Source organism: Bradyrhizobium sp. P5_C11_2, from assembly GCF_054049755.1.
Window position 1 is genome coordinate 1 of record NZ_JBFULT010000626.1, and the last position, 4,125, is coordinate 4,125.

3 protein-coding genes are annotated in these 4,125 nt (G+C 64.7%); 2 read left to right on the forward strand and 1 reads right to left on the reverse strand.

Annotation, left to right across the window (positions count from 1 at the left end):
- Nucleotides 1–447: TetR/AcrR family transcriptional regulator (locus tag ACXJL8_RS35560; RefSeq protein ID WP_456686504.1), on the reverse strand; the 447-nt coding region annotated here is incomplete at its 3' end.
- Nucleotides 448–642: 195 nt separating this feature from the next.
- On the opposite strand from ACXJL8_RS35560, the gene ACXJL8_RS35565 reads away from it, so the two are divergent.
- Together ACXJL8_RS35565 and ACXJL8_RS35570 are read left to right on the forward strand one after the other, a co-directional pair.
- Nucleotides 643–1,977 (forward strand): HlyD family efflux transporter periplasmic adaptor subunit, encoded by a 1,335-nt coding sequence (locus ACXJL8_RS35565; protein WP_456622426.1) that lies wholly within the window; start codon nt 643–645, stop codon nt 1,975–1,977.
- Nucleotides 1,978–2,006: 29 nt separating this feature from the next.
- Nucleotides 2,007–3,590, forward strand: coding sequence for a DHA2 family efflux MFS transporter permease subunit (locus ACXJL8_RS35570; protein WP_456622425.1), 1,584 nt, complete (start codon nt 2,007–2,009; stop codon nt 3,588–3,590).
- The last annotated feature ends 535 nt before the right edge of the window (nt 3,591–4,125 follow it).

The following is a 4,125-nucleotide window of genomic DNA, read 5'->3' on the forward strand; positions in this document are numbered from 1 at the left end:
GGCTTTGAGATAGTCGGAGAGCCGGTTGATGGTCTTGTCCAGCACGCGCGCATAGTAGCGGCGGCCGACGTCGGGCATGCGCTCGGCGATCGCCATCACGGTGCGGATCGCCGATCCGCCGCCGGGGCGGCAGAGCAGGTGGATGTAGGCCCGGCCGAACTCCTTCAGCGTGGTCTCGGCGTCGCGCGCGGGATCGAAATTGAACACGACCTGGCCGTGCTGGAGCGCCTCCTGCTCGAGGATGGCTTCGAACAGGGCGCTTTTGTCGGCGAAGTAGACGTAGAGCGTGCCCTTGGAGACGGCGGCCGCGCGCGCGATCTCGCCCATGCTGGCGCCGTCGAAGCCGAGATCCATGAACACCTTGCGGGCGCCGTCCAGGATCTGGCGGCGCTTGGAGCTGTCCTCCTCCGGGATGAGGTGCAGAGGTTCGCGGCTGGCTACAACCATTGGTTCAGGGTCTCGGAAGGTTTTTCGATCGGGTCCAGGGCCGAGAAACCCAAGTAAAGGATTCGGGGCCGTAGGGTCCAATGACGAAATAATGTAGATTGACCGAACGGTTCGGTCAATGATATTTAGATGAGCGAGAAGGGCAGGCCGCACGTCGGTCGTCCCCGATCGCGCTTTATTGTTGGGGAGGCCGTTATGGCCGTATCGAGAGACCAGGCTGCGCGCGTCCTTCGCCAGGAAGCGGTGGAAACGACGCCGGAGCAGGCGGGCAGTGAAGTTGCGGCCGAAAAATCCCCCGCGCTCGCCGAGCGGATGCGCTCTCATGTGGCCGAAGAGACCAAGCGCCGTGGCAACGAGGCGCCGGAGAAGCCCGTGACCGACAAGCCCGGCCCGGATGCACCCGCGCCCGGCGCGCCTCCCGCTGCTGCCGGCGCTGCCAAATCCGGCAAGCGCAAGTTCGTCCTGATGGGCATCGGCGTGGTGCTGGCGCTCGCGGCCGCGAGCTATGCCGGATACTATACGCTGGTCGGCCGCTTCTACGTCTCCACCGACGACGCCTATGTCCGCGCCAACAACACCATGCTGGGCGCGCGCGTCGCCGGTCACATCTCCTCGATCCTCGCCGGCGACAACTCGCTGGTGCGCGCCGGCGACATCGTCCTGCGCATCGACGACGGCGATTACAAGATTGCGGTCGATGCCGCCGCGACCCGGATCGCGACCCAGCAGGCCACCATCGATCGTATTGGCCGCCAGGTTGCCGCCCTCGACAGCCAGGTCGCGCAGGCCAAGGCGCAGCTCGTCTCCGCGGAAGCGGGTCTGAAGCGCGCCGATCTCGATTACGAGCGCCAGCAGGCGCTGAGCAGCAAGGGTTTTGCCTCGCGCGCCACCTTCGAAAGCTCGGAAGCCGGGCGCGACCAGGGCGCCGCCGCGGTCAAGGCCGCGCAGGCCGCCTATGATGTCGCCGTCAGYAATGTCGACGTCGCCAAGGCGCAGCAGGCCGAAGCACAGGCGCAGCTCGCCGAGCTCAAGACCACGCTCGCCAAGGCCGAGCGTGATCTCAGCTTCACCGCGGTGCGGGCGCCGGTCGACGGCACGTTCTCCAACCGCCTCGTCAGCGCCGGCGACTTCGTCGCGGTCGGCCAGCGGCTCGGCAACGTCGTGCCGCTCGACAACGTCTATATCGACGCCAACTTCAAGGAAACCCAGCTCAAGCGCATCCGCCCCGGACAGCCGGTGACGATCAAGGTCGATGCCTACGGGATGCGCAAGTTCACCGGCGTCGTCGACAGCATCGCGGCGGGCGCGGGCTCGGTGTTCACGCTGCTGCCGCCGGACAACGCCACCGGCAATTTCACCAAGATCGTGCAGCGCGTGCCGGTCCGGATCCGCGTGCCGAAATCGGTTGCCAAGCAGAACCTGCTCCGCGCCGGCATGTCGGTCTATGCGACCGTCGACACCAACAAGGGCGCGGCCGACGCCGACAGCGAGATCGATCTCGACGATCCCACCGCGATCCATCCGCAGTAGGCGCGCTTTCGGCGCTGCGAGGCCAGACCATGGCGAACGCCACGACTGCTTCACCTGAGATGATGGCGGCCCCCGCTTCGGAGCGCATCGCGCCGAAGCGGTTGTTCGCCTTCATCATCATGGTGTTCGGGATGTTCATGTCGATCCTGGACATCCAGATCGTCTCGGCCTCCTTGAGCGAGATCCAGGCCGGACTGTCCGCAAGCTCGAGCGAGGTCTCCTGGGTCCAGACCGCCTATCTGATCGCGGAAGTCATCGCGATCCCGCTGTCGGGATTCCTGTCGCGCGCATTCGGCACGCGGCTGCTGTTCGCGATCTCGGCCGCCGGCTTCACCATATCGAGCCTGCTCTGCGGCTTTGCCACCACCATCGAGGAGATGATCCTCTGGCGCGCGCTCCAGGGCTTTCTCGGCGCCGGCATGATCCCGACGGTGTTCGCCTCGGCCTACACCGTGTTTCCGCGCTCCAAATTCCACATCGTCGGTCCCATCATCGGGCTGGTCGCGACGCTGGCGCCGACCATCGGGCCGACGGTCGGCGGCTACATCACCGATCTGATGTCGTGGAACTGGCTGTTCTTCATCAACGTCGTGCCCGGCATCGCCATTACCTTGGGCGTGCTGGCGCTGGTCGATTTCGACGAGCCGCATTTCGAATTGCTCGATCGTTTCGACTGGTGGGGCCTGCTGTTCATGGCCGGCTTCCTCGGCACGCTGGAATACGTGCTGGAGGAAGGCCCGCAATATGAATGGCTGCAGGACACGTCGGTGGCGATCTGCGCCGCGGTCTGCGCCGTATCGGCGATCGCCTTCTTCTGGCGCGTCTTCACGGCAGCCGAGCCGATCGTCAATCTGCGCACCTTCTCCAACCGCAACTTTGCGGTCGGCTGCGTCCTCCAATTCTGCATCGGCATCGGCCTCTACGGCCTGACCTACATCTATCCGCGCTATCTCGCCGAGGTGCGCGGCTACAGCGCACTGATGATCGGCGAGACCATGTTCGTCTCGGGCATCACCATGTTCCTGGTCGCGCCGCTGGTCGGTCGTCTGATGGTGAAGATCGACATGCGCTACATGATCGCGTTCGGCCTCGTCGTGTTCGCGATCGGCTCCTACCAGATGACCTGGATCACGCGCGACTACGATTTCTATGAGCTGCTGATACCGCAGATCCTGCGCGGTGTCGGCATGATGTTCGCGATGGTGCCGACCAACAACATCGCGCTCGGCACGCTGGCGCCGGAGCGGGTGAAGAACGCCTCGGGCCTGTTCAACCTGATGCGCAATCTCGGCGGCGCCGTTGGCCTGGCCGTTATCAACACCGTGCTCAACAACCGCACCGACCTTCACATCACGCGCCTCCAGGAGCGCGTGACCTGGGGCAATGCGACCGCGACCGAAACCCTGACCATGTTCATGCAGAAGTTTCAGGGGCTCGGCGACGCCACGCTGATGGCGATGAAGCAGCTCTCCCAGCTCGTGCACCGCCAGGCCGTGGTGATGAGCTTCGGCGACGCCTTCTTCATGCTGACGCTGTTCTATCTCGGCCTCAGCCTGCTGGTCATGCTGCTGAACAAGCCGGCCTCGCTGGCGGGCGGCGGCGACGCGCATTAGACAGACACGCACTCGGTGTCATCGCCCGGCTTGACCGGGCGATCCAGTACGCCGAGGCAGTTGTGATTGAACCGAGAGGCCGCGGCGTACTGGATGCCCCCGCCGGATCCTGTCATCGGGCTCGCCGAAGGCGAGACCCGGTGGCGGGGCATGACGGCGGAGATTGAGGCAGCGGCGATGCGCACCAAATTTGCAACACTCGCGCGTGATCTCGCGCGAGCCCCGTTGCAAATCGCAAACGACACATCTATAAAGCGCACCTCATTGAAGCCAACCGGGGAGGGATTTGCATGATTTCGTCGCATTCGCAGATCGTACGCCCGCGCTCGATGATCGCCTGGTTCGGTATGTACGCGGCCTGCTAGAGGCCTCTTCCGCCAGCTTCGATTGCGCCAAGGTTTCGACCAGGCGTCCCGATCGCTTCACTTCCCAAGTCAAAGCCAATCTTGAGTGACGCCGTCCCGGCCCGCGCGGCCGGTTTGCGTCCATCGATGGAGCCGGACCGCGTCATCAGCGGCCGGATGATGTCATGACC

What these genes read in the sequence shown, in the direction of transcription:
- ACXJL8_RS35570 (WP_456622425.1), top strand. Translation starts at nt 2,007, where the DNA reads ATGGCGAACGCCACGACTGCTTCACCTGAGATGATGGCGGCCCCCGCT.